Origin of the sequence: Verrucosispora sp. WMMD1129, assembly GCF_029581255.1 — a bacterium.
GTDB classification, from domain to species: Bacteria; Actinomycetota; Actinomycetes; order Mycobacteriales; family Micromonosporaceae; genus Micromonospora; species Micromonospora sediminimaris.
On record NZ_CP120741.1, the window covers coordinates 1,454,911 to 1,472,636 of the forward strand.

Below are 17,726 nucleotides of genomic sequence, written 5' to 3' on the forward strand. Positions count from 1 at the left end.
CGGTGGTCAGGCGTCGATGGCGTCACGGTCGACCCGGTCGGCGGAGTCGATCAGCCAGTTGCGGCGCGGCTCGACCTTCTCCCCCATCAGCAGTTCGAGGATCCGCTCGGCGGCCTCGACATCGTCCAGGGTGATCCGGCGTACCGCGCGGGTGGCCGGGTTCATCGTGGTCTCCCACAACTCGTCGGCGTCCATCTCGCCGAGGCCCTTGAACCGGGGCACCGGGGTGACGATCTGCTTGCCGGCCTTCTCGAACCGGCGCACCGTCGACTCCATCTCCGCCTGGGTGTAGGTGTAGACGGTCTCCGGGTTGCGCCCCCTGGTCGTGATCTTGTGCAGGGGCGGCATGGCGGCGTAGAGCCGGCCCGCCTCGATCAGCGGTCGCATGTACCGGGCGAAGAGGGTGATCAGCAGTGTCCGGATGTGCGCGCCGTCGACGTCGGCGTCGGCCATGATGAGCACCCGGCCGTAGCGCAGCGCCGACAGGTCGAAGGTGCGCCCCGAGCCGGCACCGAGCACCTGCACGATCGCCGCGCACTCGGCGTTGTCGAGCACCTGCTGAAGGTTGGCCTTCTGCACGTTGAGGATCTTGCCCCGGATCGGAAGAAGTGCCTGATACTCCGCGGAGCGGGCAAGTCGGCCGGTGCCGAGGGCGCTGTCGCCCTCCACGATGAACAGCTCACTCCTGTCGATGCCCGAGGCGCGGCAGTCGACGAGTTTGGCGGGCATGGCCGCGCCTTCGAGGGCGGTCTTGCGGCGGGCCGCGTCCTTCTGCTGCTTCTGGGTGAGGCGTACCCGGGACGCGTCGACGATCTTCTGAAGGACCGTACGCGCCTCGGTGCGCGTCTTGCGGTCGTCCAGCCAGGACTTGATGTGCTGCTCCACCAGGCCCTGCACGACCTTGGTGATGCCGGCGGTGGAGAGCTCGTCCTTGGTCTGCGAGGTGAACTGCGGCTCGGGCACCCGGACGTGCACCACAGCCGTCATGCCCTCCAGGACGTCATCCAGCGTGGGCGCGTCCTCCTTGGCCTTGAGCAGACCCCGGGTGTTGCGCACGGCGTCGGCGAGCGTACGCGCCAACGCTCGCTCGAAGCCCTTGCGGTGGGTGCCGCCGTGGGCGTTGCGAATGGTGTTGGTGAAGCACTCGACAGTGCGTTCGTAGCCGGTGCCCCAGCGGAAGGCGATCTCGACCTCGGCCCGGCGCTGCACGTTGGACTGCATGACGCCGTTGGCGTCGGCGGCGTTCTCCCGGTACGTCCCCTCGCCGGTGACCAGCAGGGTGCCGGAGACCGGCCGGTCGCCGGCCGGTGCCAGGAACTCCACCATGTCGGTGAGGCCGTTGGGGTAGTGGAAGCGCTCCTCGGTGGGCTCCTCCGTGGTGCGGTCGCGCAGCGTGTAGCCGACGCCGGGGACCAGGAAGGCGGTGTGCCGCAGTTTGGCCCGCACCGCGTCGTGGTCGAGCGTGGCACCGGTCTCGAAGTAGCGGGGGTCGTGCCAGTAACGGATCGAGGTGCCGGTGCGCTGGCCACGCTTGACGGCGCCGACGACCTGGAGCCCGGGGCCGGGGGTGAACGGCGCGTCGGGGCCGTCGCCGTCGAAGATGCCGGGCACGCCGTGCCGGAACGACATGGTGTGCACCTTGCCGCCCCGGCGGACGGTGACGTCGAAGCGGCGGGACAGGGCGTTGACCGCCGAGGCGCCCACGCCGTGCAGGCCGCCGGAGGTCTTGTAGCCGGAGCCGCCGAACTTGCCGCCAGCGTGCAGGCGGGTGAGCACCAGCTCGACACCGGAGATGCCGGAGCGGGCGTGCACGTCGGTGGGGATGCCTCGGCCGTTGTCGTCGACCTGGACCGAGCCGTCGGCGTGCAGGACGACCTCGACGGCGGTGGCGTGGCCGGCGACGCCCTCGTCGGTCGAGTTGTCGAGGATCTCGTTGACGAGGTGACCCACGCCACGGCTGTCGGTGGAGCCGATGTACATGCCGGGCCGCTTGCGGACGGCGTCCAGCCCCTCAAGGTGCGTGAGGTCGTCGGCCCCATACAGGGTGTCAGGCTCTGCGGTCAACTGGTCGTACTCCCCGGTCTCGGCGATGTGTTCCCCCGCGCCGTCGGCGGTCGGCCCGGCGCGGGCACGCCGCAGCGAGCGTAGCCGTACGCCCCGACAACCTGTGCGGACACCCGCCCGGCACGCCGTGGGCCGCTGCTGGCGGACCTGCTGCGGTCAACGTCCCGGCTGCCGGCCTTATGCCCGGCGGCGGTGCTCGACGTCAGCCACGGGAGCCTCCCTGACCCCGCTGGACCCGCTCGTCACAAATGTTTCCCGCTGTTGACGTTCGTCACACCTGCGTGATCTCATCACCGCACCAGAGGATCTTTCATATTTCTATGAACGGATGGGGATGCCGATGTCCGCGTTGCGTCGTACCGCCGCCGCGATGGCCCTGGCCGTCACCGCGGCGACCCTCTCCACCGCCGTCGCGGCCCCCGCCGCCTCGGCCGCACCACCCACCGCGGCGGTGGCTCTCGGCGACAGCTTCATCAGCGGCGAGGGCGCCGGCTCCTACCAGCCGGTGGTCGACGCGACCGGCGTGGCGCGGAGTTTCCCCGGGTGGACAGCACCCAACAGCGACGCCTTCTTCTGTCACCGGTCGGCCAACGCCTCACTGCACAAGGCGACGCTGCCCGGCATCCAGAACCGGTTCAATCTCGCCTGCTCCGGCGGCCAGCCGCACGACATCGCCGCCGCCTCGTCGGCCCGGACGAACGGCCGCCAGGTCGCCGCCCAACTCGACCAGCTCCGCGCGGTCGCCCAGACCCACGACATCGACCTGGTCCTGATCGGGCTCGGCTCGAACAACAGCTCGTTCACCTTCGGCGGGGTCGCCGAGAAGTGCGCCAACCGGTTCATCGCCGACGCCTGGACCGGCTGGTGGGAGTTCTGGGCGTACCTCAACGGGCCGGTCGAGCAGAAGCCGTGCACGGACGCCGACCTGGCCACCGCCGCCCAGATCACCGCCGCGACGGCGGAGACCACCGCGGCCGTACGCCAGATCCTGACCACCCTGCGCGAGGTGGACGCCGACGGCCAGCACCGGGTGGTGTTGCAGGACTACACCAACCCGTTGCCGCTGGACCTGGCCCCCACGTACCACTCCGAGGACAACCGGGACGACACCCGGGACAAGTTCCGCGCGCTGGGCGCCGAGCGGTACGCGGCCGGTTGCCCGATCCACCGGGCCAGCCTCGCTCCCGGCCACCGGTTCTCACAGGGTCTCGGCACCATCGTGCGCTCCGCCCGGGACACCCTGGCCGCCGAGTTCGCCAGCGCCGACCTGGTCTACCTCAACGTGCAGCGGGCCTTCGACGGCGCCCGGCTCTGCGAGAACACGAACAGCCCGGCCGGCACCCTGGCCACCCCGATCCGCCTGATGGACAGCCCACCCAACGGGACCTTCGTGACCAGCCTCTCCGGCAAGGACAAGATCGCCATCCAGCGGATCGCCAACACCTGTGTGAGCTACTTCCAGACCTGTCAGGAGTCGTGGCACCCGAATGCGGCCGGGCACCAGGTGCTGGGCCAGTGCCTCTCCGGCGCGGCCACCACCGCCGCCCGCTCGGTCGCCTGCGTACGCGGCTCGAACGGCACGATAAGCGTTTCCTGACCGGCTCGGTACCGCCCGGACCCGCGAGGTCCGGGCGGTACCCGTTGCTCACGATGCCGGGGGTGTCGGGCCGAGGGCGAGCAGCACCGACCCGGTCGGCCCGTCGACCAGATCGCCGAGGCTGACCCCGTCGAGAACGGTGAGGAACGCCTCCAGCGCCCGACGCAGTTCGGCCCGCAGCCGGCAGGCCGACCGCAGTGGACAGGCCGGTGCCTCGCAGTCGACCACCTCGCCGTCGCCCTCGAACGCCCGGACCACCTGCCCCACGGTGTAGGCCGCACCTTCGGCGGCGAAGGCCACCCCGCCGAAGCGACCCCGGATGGTCACCAGCACGCCGAGGCGCTGCAGTCGCTGCACCACCTTGGCCACGTGGTTGCGGGGCAGCGCCAGCCGCTCGGCCAACTCGTCCACCGTCGTCCGGCGGCCGGTAGCCGCAGCGTGCATGGCGATCCGTAGTGCCATGTCGGTGGATCTGTTGAGTTTCACGTACCGACCCTAGCTTGATCTTTAACCTGTGCGGCGTGGGCGGGGACTGCTCGAGGTCTTCGGTTTCTTCCTTGCGTTCGCGCTGATGTGCACGTCGTGTCGTTGAGCGGGTTGCTTGTTCGGTCGGCCTGGTGGTCGCCCTGGACCTGGTCGGGAGGGTTTCGGTGCGCTGGCCAGGCAGGCGGTCTTCGCGCGGAGGTGCCGGAACCCTCGTCGGACGCGGGCGGGTGAGAGGCGTTCGGGCGGTGTCGGTTTCTCCCAGGGGCGGCGCAGGTCACTGGTGAGGCCGCGTGCCAGGCGCAGCTGCGCGTAGACGGCCAGAATGAGCCAGGTCCACCGGTCGGCGGCTTGTGGGGTGCGGATCTTCGGGCAGGTCCAGCCAAGGGTCTGTTTGAGCAGCCGGAAGGTGTGCTCGATGTCGAAGCGGCGCAGGAACGCCTGCCAGAGCCGGTCAACGTCGGCGGGTGTGGCATCGGTCTCGGACCACCACAGCCACACCGGCTTCGGGATCGCGCCGCTAGGCAGGTGATTCACCTCCAGCCGGATCACGGTGCCTTCGATGAGTGGCAGGTCGCCGGTCTGGTCGATCCAGGCGTTGCGGTGCGTCAGCCGGGGATGTAGCCGGTCCCAGCTGCGGGCGGTGGCAGCGCCGTAGAGGCGAGTGTCGGTCACCGTGGTCACCTCGGGCGCGCCCCAGCTCGCGGGGTCACCGAAGATGAACTCGCTGCCGTGGCGGGGTGGTCGACCGTTCGTGCCCGGCCGTCGGGGCGGGGCCGCGTGGCGCAGCACTCGATCGGAGCGCATCCGGCCCAGCACCTGCACCGGCAGGTCGCGCAGCAGGTATGCCAATCGGGGCGTGTCGTAGCCGGCGTCGGCGACGACCAGGATGTGGGGATCACCGGTGCGCCACTGCCCAGCGGCGATGAGTCGCTGCACGAGGTGGCGGAGTTGCCCGGCGGTGACGGTGGCGGCATCATCGCCCGGCGCGAGCCGCTGAGCATCCAGCGGCGCGGTCCAGGAACTGCGACCGGGCTCCAACGCCGTGACGAACGAGTACGGCCAGCCAGGAATCATCACGTGCTGGTCCTTGCCGCGGCCGTAGGTGTGGCACAGGATCCGCTCCGCGGAGGTATGCGCGTCGGGCCGCAGCCAGCAGGTGATGTCGACCGCCAGGACAAGCCGGCCGTCGGCCGCGCGAGGCAGCGGAAGCGCCGCCAAGCTCCTGCGCAGCCGCTCGACATCCACCCGACCTCGGGCCAGCGCCGCGTACAGCGACCCATGGCCACGACGATGCTCGCCCACCAGCGACAGCTCCACCAGCGAATGCACCGGCCCGTCGCCGCACAACACCGCGTCGGCCAACTCGAACATCGCATCCGCCCGAGCGGTCAGACAGGCATGGAACTCCCGCCGAAACGCCGCCAGCTCCCCGAACGCACCAGCAGAACCAGCATCATGCACACTGACCACCAAGACAGCCCCTGGTATTGATCCTCTTCCCTCGACAAGAAGATGATCGACCAGGGGCTGTCACCATGATCAGCCGGGGTCACCGACCAGCCGCCAAAGGTTAAAGATCAAGCTAGGCTGTGGCGGCTCGATGCCACGGTCGGCTGACTCCCCGGTGTGACCTGTACGACCGTCGATCCGGGACCTTCGACCCTAAAACAGGTATCTGCAAATCCTGTTTTGTGTGGGGGTCCGAACGGTCGAACCAGAAGGAGAACATCGTGCTCACGCAGTCCTCAGCAGCGGTGGTGTCGGCGACCCTGCCCGCGGTACGCGCGCACGGCGAGGCCATCACGCGGCGGTTCTACCAGCGGATGTTCGAGGCTCATCCGGAGTTGCTCGACCTGTTCAACCGGGGCAATCAGGCAAGCGGGGCGCAGCAGGCCGCCCTGGCCGCCGCGGTGGTCGCCTACGCCGAGCACCTGACCGGTGCGAGCACCGTGCCCTGGGGACCGATTCTGGACCGGATCGCCCACAAGCACGCGTCGCTGGGCATCACCCCCTCCCAGTACACGCTGGTGGGTCGCAACCTGCTCGCTGCCGTCGGTGAGGTGCTCGGCGATGCGGTGACGCCGCCGGTCGCCGCCGCCTGGGACGAGGTCTACTGGCTGTTGGCCTGCGAGCTGGTCGCCCGGGAGGCCCGGCTCTACGCGGCCGCCGGGCTGGCCGAGGGCGAGTCGGTGTGGCGGCCGTGGCGCGTGACCGCCCGCCGGCAGGAGACCGGCGACGTGGTGTCGTTCACCCTGGCACCCGCGGACGGCAGGGCCGCGCCCACGTTCATCCCCGGCCAGTACACCTCGGTCGCGGTCGACCTCGACGGCGGTCGTGGTCAGCAGATCCGGCAGTACAGCCTCACCGGCCGCCCAGGGGCCGCCGACTGGCGGATCGCCGTCAAGCGGCTACGCGGGCTCGACGGCGCACCAGACGGCCTGGTCTCGACCTTCCTGCACGAGCACGTGGGCGTCGGTGACACGCTGCGACTCAGCCCGCCCTTCGGCGAGGTCAGCGCGGTGGCCGGAGACGGGCCGCTGCTGCTGGTGAGCGCCGGTATCGGGCTGACCCCGGCAATGGCCGCGCTGGAGCATCTGGCGGTCACCGCACCACGACGACCGGTGGTGCTGGTGCACGCCGATCGAGCCGGCGCGACGCACGCCCTACGCGGTGACCTGCCGCGCCTGCATGCCGCGCTGCCCAACCTGCACACCACGCTGTGGTACGAGGACACCAGCGACGCGACGCCGCGCGATCTCACCGCCACGGTGAGCGGTGGCCGGGTCGATCCGGAGCTGATCCCGCTCACGCCCGACGCCCACGTGCACCTGTGCGGCCCGCTGCCGTTCATGAACCTGGTCCGGAGCGGTCTGCTGCGTCGCGGCGTACCGGTAGAGCGGATCGCCTACGAGGTCTTCGGCCCGGGCATGCTGCGCGGCGAGCCACGGTGACGCCGCCGGTCGCCTCCCGGCGCGGGCGCAGTCCCGCCGGGGGCGACCCACAGCCGCCACCTACCCGCCGGTAACCTGTGGTCGTGAACGTGGTGGAGTACCAGCAGGAGTTCGTCCAGGTCGACGGTGCCCGGCTCGGCATCCAGGTCTACCCGGAGCCCGTCGGCGTGGCCGACGCCCCGGTGGTGCTGATCGCGCCGGCGATGGGAGTCCGGGCCCGGTACTACCGACCGTTCGCCGCCGCGCTGCGCGCCGCCGGGCTCGCCGTGGTCGTGGCGGACCTGCGCGGCACCGGCGAGAGCACGCCGCGGCCGAGCCGCACCTGCCGGTACGGCTACACCGAACTGGCCGCCGACATCGGGGCGGTACGGGCGGCGCTCAAGCCCCGGCTGGACGGCCGGCGGACCCTGCTGCTGGGGCACTCCCTCGGCGGTCAGGCCGCCGTGCTGCACCTGGCCCTGCACGGCGAGCACGAGGTGGACGGGCTGGCCCTGATCGCGGTCGGCGTCCCCTACTGGCGTGACTTCACCGGCCCCCGACGGTACGGGATACTGCCGTACACCCAGGGCGTCGCGGCCACCGCCAGGTTGCTCGGGGTCTGGCCCGGATGGGGTTTCGGTGGCCGGCAGGCACGCGGGGTGATCCGCGACTGGGCGCACACGGCCCGCACCGGACGTTTTCCCGAGCTGGAGGGGGTGGACACGGAGGCGGCGGTACGCCGGATCCGCACCCCGGTGCTGGCGATCAGCGTCGACGGCGACCAGTACACCCCGCATCCCACGCTGGACCGGCTCTGCGCCAAGCTCACCGCAGCTCCCGTCGAGCGTGAACGCTACGGCGCGCCCGGCACCGACCTGGACCACTTCACCTGGGTACGTGCCGGCGGGCCGCTGGCCGCGCGGGTGGCCGACTTCGTCACCACCCTGCCCGCCCGCTGACCCGCCCAGCGGCGGGCCGGGACGCCGGACAGCCGGTCAAGCCGACAGGCTGGCCGAACCGCGTCGGCGAAGCCGGAACAGCAGCCGGGCCACGGCCATCGGCAGCAGGTGCAGCACCACCACCAGCGTGGCCGTCAGCGTCGCGTACTGACCCACGGAGAGCCCGGCCAGGGCCAGCACCAGCCCGGCGCAGGCCACGGTGACCAGCGCGTGGCCTGCGATCCGTAGCGCGATCCGTCCGGGCGACGGGTCCAGCTCGGGCTCGGCGGATCGTCGCAGCGCCGCGCCGACCACCGCCGCGACCGCGGTCAGGCCGGCGAACTGCAAGGCCCAGAGGGCGACCCGGCCGACACCGGCCTCGTCGGTCACCGACGGCGCGACGAGGGTGGCCAGCGCGAACACGACGAAGGTCGGTGGCCAGCTGAGAACGAACGCGCCCGACGCCGCCAGCGCGATCCGGCGGGGCAGGCTCGGCTGCGGGCGTACCTCCTGCTCGATGCGGGTCATCACCTCGCCGGGGGCCCACACGAGTTGGTGTTCCGAGCCCGCTTCGGGTGCCGGAGTTGCCATGCGGCGAGCCTAATCGGACCGGTCAATGCGATCTGTCGGGGCGGAGCCGCGAGGCGACCGCCGCGCCGGCGACCCAGCCGGCACGATATGACCTGCGTCACTCGACGGCACAGCGGCCAGGGCCGCGGTGTCCTGAGAGCGGACCCTGACGCGAAGGAGACCCCGTGACCTGCCGAGGAGGTACCGGAACCCGCACGGAGGAAAGGTCGAGACAGTGAGTGATCGCGCCACCGACCCGGCGACCGCGACCTTTGTCGCCCACCGCAACCTGCTGTTCACCGTCGCGTACGAGCTGCTCGGGTCTGCCGCCGACGCCGAGGACGTCCTCCAGGAGACCTGGCTGCGGTGGGTCGACGTCGACCTGGGACGGGTCCGCGACCAGCGTGCCTACCTGGTCCGGATCACCACCCGGCAGGCCCTCAACCGGCTGCGCACGATGCGCCGCCGCAAGGAGGCGTATGTGGGGTCGTGGCTGCCCGAGCCGCTGCTCACCGCGCCGGACGTGGCTGACGACGTCGAACTCGCCGAGAGCGTCTCGATGGCGCTGATGCTCGTCCTTGAGACGCTGTCGCCGACCGAACGGGCCGTGTTCGTGCTGCGCGACGCGTTCGACGTCAGCTACGACGAGATCGCCGCTGCGGTCGGCCGCAGCCCCGCCGCGGTGCGGCAGATCGCGCACCGGGCCCGCCAGCACGTCAACGCCCGTCGTCCCCGCGACGTGGTCTCCCCCCGCGAGACCCGGGCGGCGTTGGAGTCGTTCCAGCGCGCGGTCGAGACCGGCGATCTCCAGGCGCTGCTCGACGTGCTCGCCCCCGAGGTCGTCCTGGTCGCCGACGGCGGCGGCGTGCGGCAGGCCGTGCCGAACCCGATCGTCGGCGCGGACAAGGTGGCCCGCATGATCGTCGGTGGTCTCCGCAAGGTGCCGGGCCGGCTGACCGCAGCCGCCACCTCGCTCAACGGCAGCCCCGCCCTCGTCGTGCAGCTGGACGGTGAGCTCGACGGCGTGATGGCGGTCCGGGTCGGGAAGACGGGCATCGCCGGCCTGTACTACGTGCGCAACCCCGAGAAGCTGACCCGGGTCGCAGCCGAGACCCGACTCGCCCGACGCTGAACGCCGACCGACGCAGGCACGTCGCCCGAGGTCACAGCGATTAGCCCCACCGAAGGTGGGTAAGCCGCTGCGCCCGATACGGCGGAAGGGGACCAGATGTCTGACAGCCACACCGCACTGCGTTCGATGCACGACCTGGGCCTGGCGGCCTGGTTCGGCGGCTCCCTGATGGGTGCCTTCGGCGTCAACGGTGCCGCGGCCCGGATGGGCGACTCGACCCAACGACTCTCGGTGGCGTCGACCGGTTGGAACCGGTGGACGCCGGTCAACGCGGCGGCCATCGGTGCCCACCTCGCCGGGGCGGTCGGCGAGCTGGTGACCGAGAGCCCACGCATGGTCGCCCAGGCCGGCGTCGGCCGGGCCAGCACCGTGAAAACCGCGCTGACCGTGAGCGCCCTGGCGGTGACCGGGTACAGCCGACTGCTCGGCATGCGGCTGGCCAAGGCCGGACAGCCGTCGGTCGAGGGGGTCACCGAGCCGAACCAGCAGACCCCGGCGAACGTGGCGTCCTGCCAGCGCCAGTTGAAGATGCTGCAATGGGCGATTCCGGCACTGACCGGTGCCCTGATCGTGGTCACCGCCTACATGGGTGAGCAGCAGAAGCCGGGCCAGGTCCTACGCGGCATGCTCGGCCGCGTGGGTGGCATGGGGCACACGTCGAAGATGATGGGCAAGGGTGCCGGCGGGATGGCGGCGGCCAAGGCGATCCGACAGATGACGATGTCCGGCCGCTGACGGCTGAACCACACGAACGCCAGCGCAGCCATGTGCCGGGTGCCGGTGTCACGTAGACCGGCGACCGGGCACCGATCAGCGAGGTGGCGATGACGGACAGGGACAGGCACGACCGGGCACCCGAGGGTGTCGCACCCTGGGGGACCACCGACGGCTTCGACGCGGATCCGCCGTGGGGTGCCGGTGCGGACTCCCCGACGGACGAGGGCAGCGAGGAGACCGCCGTGCCCGAGGGACGACGCGGTGAACGACGCGCGGCCGGCCCCCTCACCGGTGATACGACGGAACGGCCCGCCGGGCGGCACGGGTTCGGCTCGGTGGAGCCGACCCGTACGCCGGTGGCCGGGCCCGGGGCACCGCCGGACCCCGCGCCGTCGCGGCGCAGCTTCCCGGACGACGCCGCCGACGGGGATCTGCCGGACAACGCGCTGGAGGAGGCGACCGGGATGCACCCGGAGGGGACCTGGCGCGGGTGAGTGCCGCCGCACTGTCCGGTCAGGACCGTACGGCCCACCGGTCGGCCCCGTCGAGCAGGCCGGCGAGCCGTTCCGCATCGCGCTGGGCCTGACCGGCGCAGCAGTTGTTGAACAGCACGTGCAGTTCGTCGGCCTGCCCGGCGAGGTCGACCAGTAGCTCGGACCAGCGGCGCAGTTCCTCGTCGCCGTACGCGTACCGGAACCGGTCCTCCTTGTCGCCGCTGGTCCAGGCGCTGCTGTGGCCGTGGAACCGGATCATCGCCAGGTCGGCGGTGGCGACCGGGATCGGCGGCACCGAGTCCGGATGCCCCTGCGGCATGTCCACGCAGCAGAAGGTCAGCTCCTGGTCACGTAGGAAGGCCAACGTCTCCAGCGCCGCCGTCCCGTCGAACCAGGAGGCGTGCCGCAACTCGACGGCCACCCGCCACGGCCGGCAGCGTGACGCCAGCTCCGTGATCCGTCGCCGGGCCGCCTCGCCACGGGCCAGCCACGGCGGAAACTGCAACAGCACCGCGCCGAGCCGGCCGGCCGCCGCGATCGGCGTCAGCGCCGCCCGGAACCGGCTCCACAACTCGTCGTACGCGGCCGTCGGCAGGTCGCGCCGGCGGATCCGGGTCGGTCCGCCGGTCGGTCGCAGATCGGCGGGCAGGGTGGCGATCGGGGTCGGGTGACCGGTGAAGAGGCTGAACGCCTTGACGTTGAAGGTGAACCCCTCGGGTGTGGCGTCGACCCAGCCCTGCGCGGTCTCCGGCGCGGGCACCGCGTAGTACGACGTGTCCACCTCGACCAGCCCGAACCGCTCGGCGTAGTGGCCCAGCCGACCGGCCGGGGTGTTCGCCTGGCGCGGGTACCAGCCGGAACGCACAAGCGTCCGGTCCGCCCACGAGGACGTGCCCACCTTGATGACACCCATGTAGTTCAGTGGACCGCCGAACGGGCCAATCGGCAACCGCTGGGCGGTGACCGCCCGAGGAGAGGGCGCGCGGTCGCCGAGGTGGTTTGAGTCGACGTCCGTCGGGGAGCCTCGGTTCGGGCGTCACGACGACGGGAGACAGGGATGCGTGCTCTGCGGCTGCCCGCCTGGAAGACGGAGCCGGAACTGGTCGAGGTCGACGAACCGACACCCGGCCCGGGCCAGGTGGTGGTGCGGATCGGGGCCGCCGGCGCCTGCCACTCCGACCTGCACCTGATGCACGACTTCGAGGCCGGCGGCCTGCCCTGGAATCCGCCGTTCACGCTCGGCCACGAGAACGCGGGCTGGGTGCACCGGCTCGGCTCCGGGGTGACCGGGCTGGAGGTGGGCCAGCCGGTCGCGGTCTACGGGCCGTGGGGTTGCGGTCGCTGCGCCCGGTGCCGGGTCGGTGTCGACAACTACTGCGAGAACCCGGCCGCCGCGCCGGTGCCGGGCGGAGGTGGTGGCCTCGGTCTGGACGGTGGCATGGCCGAGTACGAGTTGGTGCCGGATGCCCGGCACGTGCTGCCGCTGCCCGAGGGGCTCGGTCCGGTCGACGCCGCACCCCTGACCGACGCGGGGCTCACCCCGTACCACGCGATTCGCCGGTCCTGGCCGAAGCTGCCTCCGGGCAGCACCGCGCTGGTGATCGGCGTCGGTGGGCTGGGGCACGTCGGCGTGCAGGTCCTCAAGGCGACCACCGCCGCCCGGGTCGTCGCGGTGGACACCCGGGAGGAGGCGCTGCGGCTCGCCGAGGAGTGCGGTGCCGACGTGACGATGCAATCGGCCGAAGGCACCGCCGAGGAGATCCGCAGGGTCACCGGCGGTCGGGGTGCCGACGTGGTGCTCGACTTCGTCGGCGCCGATGCCACGCTGAAGCTGGGCGTCGCCGCCGCTCGGACCGTGGGTGACCTGAGCATCGTGGGGCTCGGCGGCGGCTCGCTGTCGGTCGGATTCTTCTCCGTGCCGTACGAGGTCAGTATCCAGACCACCTACTGGGGCAGCCGCCCGGAGCTGCTGGAGGTGCTCGATCTGGGTGCGCGCGGGCTGGTGCGGCCGAAAACCACCACGTTCAGCCTGGACGAGGCGATGAGCGCGTACCGGATGATGCAGGACGGCACGCTTGAAGGTCGAGCCGTCATCGTGCCGTGAGCCGCCCGGACGGCGCGTTCCTCGGACTCCACCCTAGAGTGATCATGTGGTCGCCGCGTTGGAGCTGTACCTGGACACCGTCGCCACCCGGCGGATCCGGGTGCTGTGGGACGCCCTCGAGGCCGAAGGGGTGCAGAGCATGCGCTCCCTGCTGGAGCAGCGGCACCGGCCCCACGTCTCGCTCGCGGTCGCGCCGCGCTTCGATCCGGAGCAGGTCACCGCAGCGCTGGCCGGCACCACGGTGGCAGCACCACTGCGGTTGTCGTTCCAGCACGCCGGTCAGTTCGTCGGCCGGGTGCTGTGGTTGGGTCCGGTACCCACCTCGGAGCTGCTGGCGCACCACCGGCGGGTGCACGACCTGCTCGTCGCGGGCGGGGTGACGCTTGTGGAGCACTACCGGCCGGGCCGGTGGGTGCCGCACTGCACGCTGTCCATGCGGGTGCCGAACGCGCTGATGGCCACCGCCGTACGCCGCTGCCTCGAAATGCTCCCCCTGGAGGCCACCGTCGTCGCCGCCGCCCTCACCGACCACGCCCGCAACATCTCCCACCCCCTCCCCTGACCACCCCACCCTGCCCCCCGCATCGTTGATCATCAGTTTGGCGGCAGAGTCCATCTCGAAGCCGCCGCTGACCCATGATCAGCAGGTAAAGCTGTCAGGAGGGGTCGGGGCGGCCGTGGCGCCAGTAACCCATGAAGGCCACCGCGCGGCGGTCCAGGCCGCGCTCGCTGACCAGGTGCCGGCGGAGGGCACGGATGACGCCGGCCTCCCCCGCCAGCCAGGCGTAGAGCGGGGCCGTCGGGGGCGCCTCGGGCACCTCCCAGAGGATCTCGTGGTCCACGTTCACCTCGTCGACCAGCTGCGGCCCGCGCTCATCGGGCGCGGTGCCGGCGAGCAGGTCTCCGGCGACCGCGGCGACGGCGGCGACGAGGCGGCTGCCGTATCCACCGGAACCCCGGGGCAGCCAGGTCACCTCGACACCGGGCGGCGTGATCAGCGGCAGTGCGTCACCGGCTTCGGGGACCTCCAGCAGCACCCGGCCGCGCGCGTCCAGCGGTAGCCGTTCACAGATGCCGCTGATCGCCGGCACCGCCGTCTCGTCCCCGGCCAGCAGCAGGCGCCCGGTCGACGGGGGCCGGAACTCGACCCCGCCGTGGTCGCCGCCGTACGCCGAGTCGGGGCCCACGATCGCGATCGAGTCGCCGGGGCGGACCCGGCGGGCCCACCGGGTGGCCGGTCCACCGTCGCCGTGCAGCACCAGGTCGACGTCGACCTCGCTCAGGTACGGCCGGACCGCGCGCACCGTGTACGTCCGGATCGGGTTGCGCTCGTGATCCGGCAGGGTCCGCCACCGCGCGTACCAGTCCGGCCCCTGTGGAAGGTGGACGCCGGCCTGGCCGGGCAGCGGCAACGCCAGCTTGATCCGCTGGTCGTACCCGTTGTCGGCGAAGCGGTCCAGGTCGGGACCGGTGAAGGTGACCCGGACGAAGGACGGGCTGAGCCGACGTACCGCGCGGACCTCGACGGCGAACAGCCGCCAGGGCGCGATGGGCAGAGTGTGGGTCATGGTGCCTCTCCGGGTCGGGTCGGTGCGCTTACCGGGGTGGGGCGGCGGCGCGGGAACGCCACAGCAGCCAGACGAAGTAGGGGGTGCCGATCATGGCGGTGACCAGCCCGGCGGGAATCTGGGCCGGAGCGATCACGGTGCGGCCGAGGGTGTCGGCGAGGCTGACCAGGGCCGCGCCGAGGAGGGCGGCGACCGGGAGTACCCGGGTGTGCCGGCCGCCGACGAGAGCCCGGGCCGCGTGCGGTGCGACCAGGCCGACGAAGCCGATCACGCCGACGGCGGAGACCGCCGTCGAGGTGAGCAGGGCCGCCGCACCGAGCGCAACCAGTCGGGTGCGTTCCAGCCGGACGCCGAGCACCCGTGGGGTGTCGTCGTCGAGCGTCATCAGGTCCAGCTCGCGGCGGGCGGCCACCACGGCCGGGGTGAGCACCAGCAGGGCTATCGCCACCGGCAGCACCTGGGTCGCGGTGCGGCCGTAGGTGGAGCCGGAGAGCCAGGTGAGGGCCTTGCCGGTGTTCCACGGGTCGAACGCCACGATCATGAAGGTGATCATGGCCATGCCGCCCTGCCAGGCACCGAAGCCGATCAGGACCAGCCGGTCGGAGCTGAGGCCGCCCCGCCAGGCCGCGCCGTACACCAGGGCGAAGGCCAGCATGGCGCCGAGCCCGGCAACCCCGGAGACGGCCCAGACGCCGGCCAGCGGCACGAAGGTGAGCAGCGAGACCGCGCCCAGTCCGGCACCGGCGGTGATGCCGAGGATGCCGGGCTCGGCCAGCGGGTTGCGGCAGACCGCCTGCACGGTGGTGCCGGCGACCGCCAGGGCCGCGCCGGCCAGCATCGCGGCGGCGACGCGCGGCCACCGCTGGTCCAGCACGAAGGTGTACGCCGGCCCGGTGCTGCCGTTGACCCAGTTGACGATGTCGCCGAGCAGCAGCCAGGTGTCCCCGGCGAGCATGCCGAGCAGCACCGCCCCGGCGGTGACGGTGGCGGCGACCGCCACCACGGTGCGGTGGAAGGCCGCGGAGCGTACGGCGGCGTGACCGCCGGCTGGGCGACGGGTGGGGCCGGCGTCGCGGTGCCGGCGGGCCAGCCAGATCAGGATTCCCGCGCCGAACAGGGTGGTCACCACGCCGGTGGGAATGTCGACGCCGGCCTGACCACCCATCAGCGCCCGCAGCAGCACGTCGGAGCCGAGGACGATGATGACGCCGGCCATACCGGACAGCGGCAGCAGGATCCGGTGCCGGTGGACGCCGGGCACCAGCGGGCCGAGCAGCCGGACGATCACCGGTGCGCAGAGGCCGACGAAACCGACCGGGCCGGTGAGGGTGACCGCTGCGGCGGACAGCAGCACCGCCAGCACGGTGACGATCAGCCGGGTCCGGCGTACGTCGATGCCGAGCACGGTGGCGGTGTCGTCGCCGAGGGCGAGGATGTCGAGGCGGTGGCCGAACAGCATCAACGCCGCCACGGCGGCCACGATCACGGGAGCGAGTTGGGTGAGGGTGTCCAGGTCGCTCTGCACCAGGGAGCCGTTGCCCCAGGCGAACAGGCCGATGGTGGCCTGCTCGAACAGCAGGAGCAGCAGCATGGTCACCGAGCTGAGCGCCAGCGCGGTGGCCGAGCCGGCGAGGATCAGCCGGGTGGTGCCGGCCTGACCGCCGGACGACATCGCCATCACCAGGCCGGCGGCGGCGAGGCCACCGCAGAAGGCCAGGCCACCGGCGGGCAGCGCGGGCAGTGCGATGCCGAACGCGGCGACCGAGACGATGGCCAGGTGTGCCCCGGCGTTGACGGCGAGGGTGTCCGGGGACGCGAGGGGGTTGCGGGCGATCGACTGGAGCGCCGCACCGGCGAAGCCGAGGGCGACGCCGATGGTCAGCCCGGCGAGCAGCCGGGGCACCCGGGACGCGACGAGCACCCGGGCGGTCTCGTCGTCCCCGCCGGTCAGCAGGCGGAGCAGGTCGAGCGCACCCACGGCGGAGGTGCCCTGGGTCAGGTGCACCGCCACGACCGCCAGCAGCAGCGCGGTGGCGGCGACGAAGATCCCGACGACGCGGGGAGTGGAGGGGCGCTCGGCCGGAGCCGGCTGGACAGCCGGCTCCGGACGCGGGGGCGCGGACAGCGTGGTCACACCGCGTAGGTGCTGACGAGCTGGTCGATGTACTGCTTGCCGGAGAGCGGCCCGCCGAAGGTCCAGATGCCGTCGGGCATCCGGTGCAGGTTGCCCTGCTCGACGAAGGGCAGCGACTTCCAGATGGCGTTGCTGTTCAGCCCGTCGGCGAAGACGTCGACACCGTCCGAGGCGTTGTAGAAGAAGTGCAGGTCCGGGCTCTTGAGCACGGTCAGGCCCTCGACGTCGGTCTGGCCCAGGCCCCAGGCCGGGTCGGTCTCGCCGGTCCAGGCGTTCGTCAGGCCGAGCTGGATGCCGATCTGGGAGACCAGGGCGCCCTCGCCGAACATCCGGATGCTGACCGTGCTGCCTTCCTTCCAGCCGTCGGCGATGGCGAACGGCTTGCCGGCCGCACCGGCGTCGGCGATCTTCTTCTTGCCGTCGGCGATGGCGGCGTCGAAGTCGGCGAGCAGCTTCTCCGCCTCGGCGGTCTTGCCGACCGCGGTGGCGATCATGTTCAGGTCGGCCCGCATCCGGCCGAGGTTGTCCGAGGCGTCGCTGCCCTTGGTCACGATGACCGGGACGTACTTCTCCAGCTGCGTGATCACGTTGGCGCCGCGGTCGTCCTCCATGACCACGAGGTCTGGTTGCAGCGCCACGATGGAGTCGATGCTCGGCTCACCGCGCGTGCCCACGTCCTTGACGCCCGCGTCGAGCTTGGCGGCGCTGACCCAGGTCGCGTACCCCTTGGGGTCGGCGACGCCGACCGGCATGACGCCGAGGCTGACAAGCATCTCGACCTCGCCCCATTCGAGACCGACCACCTTGGTCGCGGGGGCGTCGAGCTTGACCTCCTTGCCCCGGCTGTCGGTGACGGTGACCGGGCCGCTGGCGGCGGGAGTGGTGGCGGCGGGCTCGGTGGTGTTCTCGGTGGTGCCGCAGGCGGCCAGCAGCACTGCGGTGGCGGCGGCCACCAGGGCGGTTACACGGGTACGGGACATGATGTTCTTTCT

Annotated in this window: 16 protein-coding genes; 8 read left to right on the top strand and 8 right to left on the bottom strand. The window is 71.9% G+C overall.

All coding sequences use genetic code 11. The features are described from left to right. Positions 1–6: 6 nt before the first annotated feature. Positions 7–2,064 (bottom strand): DNA topoisomerase IV subunit B, encoded by a 2,058-nt coding sequence (locus O7624_RS06600; RefSeq protein WP_282239326.1) that lies wholly within the window; start codon positions 2,062–2,064, stop codon positions 7–9. Positions 2,065–2,404: 340 nt separating this feature from the next. Between O7624_RS06600 and O7624_RS06605 the strand changes: the two genes are divergently transcribed. Beyond that, entirely contained in the window at positions 2,405–3,661 is a 1,257-nt protein-coding gene (locus O7624_RS06605) for a hypothetical protein (RefSeq protein WP_282240566.1), read from the top strand. Positions 3,662–3,709: 48 nt separating this feature from the next. On the opposite strand, the gene O7624_RS06610 is transcribed toward O7624_RS06605, so the two are convergent. After that, complete coding sequence (locus O7624_RS06610; RefSeq protein WP_282239327.1) at positions 3,710–4,147, bottom strand: Rrf2 family transcriptional regulator; 438 nt, start codon at positions 4,145–4,147, stop codon at positions 3,710–3,712. Between the two features lie 21 nt (positions 4,148–4,168). Further along, positions 4,169–5,617, bottom strand: a complete 1,449-nt coding sequence (locus tag O7624_RS06615) for an NF041680 family putative transposase (protein WP_282236745.1) — start codon at positions 5,615–5,617, stop codon at positions 4,169–4,171. Positions 5,618–5,838: 221 nt separating this feature from the next. Between O7624_RS06615 and O7624_RS06620 the strand changes: the two genes are divergently transcribed. Both O7624_RS06620 and O7624_RS06625 read left to right on the top strand, forming a co-directional pair. Beyond that, complete coding sequence (locus tag O7624_RS06620; RefSeq protein WP_282239328.1) at positions 5,839–7,098, top strand: globin domain-containing protein; 1,260 nt, start codon at positions 5,839–5,841, stop codon at positions 7,096–7,098. Positions 7,099–7,181: 83 nt separating this feature from the next. Next, positions 7,182–8,036: an alpha/beta fold hydrolase gene (locus O7624_RS06625; protein ID WP_282239329.1), complete on the top strand. Its 855-nt coding sequence runs from the start codon at positions 7,182–7,184 to the stop codon at positions 8,034–8,036. A gap of 36 nt (positions 8,037–8,072) precedes the next feature. Here O7624_RS06625 and O7624_RS06630 read toward each other — a convergent pair whose 3' ends face one another. Next, complete coding sequence (locus O7624_RS06630; protein ID WP_282239330.1) at positions 8,073–8,606, bottom strand: hypothetical protein; 534 nt, start codon at positions 8,604–8,606, stop codon at positions 8,073–8,075. Positions 8,607–8,820: 214 nt separating this feature from the next. On the opposite strand from O7624_RS06630, the gene O7624_RS06635 reads away from it, so the two are divergent. The 3 genes from O7624_RS06635 (at position 8,821) to O7624_RS06645 (ending at position 10,928) form a co-directional block, all read left to right on the top strand. After that, the gene (locus tag O7624_RS06635) at positions 8,821–9,717 is read left to right on the top strand and encodes an RNA polymerase sigma-70 factor (RefSeq protein ID WP_282239331.1); all 897 of its coding nucleotides are present in this window, start codon (positions 8,821–8,823) and stop codon (positions 9,715–9,717) included. A gap of 96 nt (positions 9,718–9,813) precedes the next feature. After that, on the top strand, positions 9,814–10,452 hold the full coding sequence (locus O7624_RS06640) for a hypothetical protein (RefSeq protein ID WP_282239332.1): 639 nt from the start codon (positions 9,814–9,816) through the stop codon (positions 10,450–10,452). A gap of 89 nt (positions 10,453–10,541) precedes the next feature. Beyond that, positions 10,542–10,928, top strand: a complete 387-nt coding sequence (locus tag O7624_RS06645) for a hypothetical protein (protein WP_282239333.1) — start codon at positions 10,542–10,544, stop codon at positions 10,926–10,928. A gap of 19 nt (positions 10,929–10,947) precedes the next feature. Here the strand turns inward: O7624_RS06645 and O7624_RS06650 are convergent, their stop codons facing one another. Continuing rightward, entirely contained in the window at positions 10,948–11,841 is an 894-nt protein-coding gene (locus O7624_RS06650; RefSeq protein WP_093403233.1) for a DUF72 domain-containing protein, read from the bottom strand. A 144-nt stretch (positions 11,842–11,985) separates the two neighbouring features. Here O7624_RS06650 and O7624_RS06655 point away from each other — a divergent pair, with 144 nt between their 5' ends. Both O7624_RS06655 and O7624_RS06660 read left to right on the top strand, forming a co-directional pair. Then, a complete protein-coding gene (locus O7624_RS06655; protein ID WP_282239334.1) occupies positions 11,986–13,032 on the top strand; it encodes an NAD(P)-dependent alcohol dehydrogenase in 1,047 nt (348 codons plus the stop codon). A 46-nt stretch (positions 13,033–13,078) separates the two neighbouring features. Then, positions 13,079–13,594, top strand: coding sequence for a 2'-5' RNA ligase family protein (locus O7624_RS06660; protein ID WP_093403084.1), 516 nt, complete (start codon positions 13,079–13,081; stop codon positions 13,592–13,594). 94 nt (positions 13,595–13,688) lie between these two features. On the opposite strand, the gene O7624_RS06665 is transcribed toward O7624_RS06660, so the two are convergent. The 3 genes from O7624_RS06665 to O7624_RS06675 are packed head-to-tail and all read right to left on the bottom strand — an operon-like array spanning position 13,689 to position 17,714. Next, on the bottom strand, positions 13,689–14,600 hold the full coding sequence (locus O7624_RS06665; protein WP_282239335.1) for a siderophore-interacting protein: 912 nt from the start codon (positions 14,598–14,600) through the stop codon (positions 13,689–13,691). A 28-nt stretch (positions 14,601–14,628) separates the two neighbouring features. After that, a complete protein-coding gene (locus tag O7624_RS06670; RefSeq protein WP_282239336.1) occupies positions 14,629–16,734 on the bottom strand; it encodes an iron ABC transporter permease in 2,106 nt (701 codons plus the stop codon). Continuing rightward, positions 16,731–17,714, bottom strand: a complete 984-nt coding sequence (locus O7624_RS06675) for an iron-siderophore ABC transporter substrate-binding protein (protein WP_093403081.1) — start codon at positions 17,712–17,714, stop codon at positions 16,731–16,733. Before O7624_RS06675 ends, O7624_RS06670 begins: the two co-directional genes overlap by 4 nt. Between the last annotated feature and the right edge of the window lie 12 nt (positions 17,715–17,726).

Bases quoted from the DNA above. Each gene is read 5' to 3' on its own strand.
- O7624_RS06645 (WP_282239333.1), top strand. From the start codon at position 10,542: ATGACGGACAGGGACAGGCACGACCGGGCACCCGAGGGTGTCGCACCC.
- O7624_RS06675 (WP_093403081.1), bottom strand. From the start codon at position 17,714: ATGTCCCGTACCCGTGTAACCGCCCTGGTGGCCGCCGCCACCGCAGTG.
- O7624_RS06665 (WP_282239335.1), bottom strand. From the start codon at position 14,600: ATGACCCACACTCTGCCCATCGCGCCCTGGCGGCTGTTCGCCGTCGAG.
- O7624_RS06655 (WP_282239334.1), top strand. From the start codon at position 11,986: ATGCGTGCTCTGCGGCTGCCCGCCTGGAAGACGGAGCCGGAACTGGTC.
- O7624_RS06630 (WP_282239330.1), bottom strand. From the start codon at position 8,606: ATGGCAACTCCGGCACCCGAAGCGGGCTCGGAACACCAACTCGTGTGG.
- O7624_RS06605 (WP_282240566.1), top strand. From the start codon at position 2,405: ATGTCCGCGTTGCGTCGTACCGCCGCCGCGATGGCCCTGGCCGTCACC.
- O7624_RS06650 (WP_093403233.1), bottom strand. From the start codon at position 11,841: ATGGGTGTCATCAAGGTGGGCACGTCCTCGTGGGCGGACCGGACGCTT.
- O7624_RS06640 (WP_282239332.1), top strand. From the start codon at position 9,814: ATGTCTGACAGCCACACCGCACTGCGTTCGATGCACGACCTGGGCCTG.